Here is a 273-nt window from a genome sequence, read left to right as displayed (position 1 = left end):
TATTACCAGCGTATATAAATAAGGCTGCTCCGGATTCCACAGTCTGGCATTTTTTACTGTAAGAACTGCCTTATGAGTATAAAGCTCTCCTGGTTCTTCCCAAAGCATCTGAGAAGCGATTTCCTGTTTCTCTGCATCATACAGGGTAAGCTTTGTTGGAACAGCCATTCCCTGATAGTTTGCCTGCACCGTGATCACTGCCTGATCTTCCTGGATTTCTGTTGTGGTAAAATAATCATACACAATGTTTTCCGGGCGGTTCAAAAGATATAC

General features: G+C 42.5%; 1 protein-coding gene. It reads right to left on the bottom strand.

The window, feature by feature from the left end:
* Window positions 1-273: hypothetical protein (locus QVP40_RS11730; protein ID WP_288200538.1), on the bottom strand; the 273-nt coding region annotated here is incomplete at both ends.

The organism is Blautia sp. CAG:257 (assembly GCF_000433815.1).
GTDB classification, from domain to species: Bacteria; Bacillota; Clostridia; order Lachnospirales; family Lachnospiraceae; genus Blautia_A; species Blautia_A caecimuris.
Note: the sequence above shows the minus strand (reverse complement) of the source record. Positions and strands in the feature narration are given on the sequence as shown.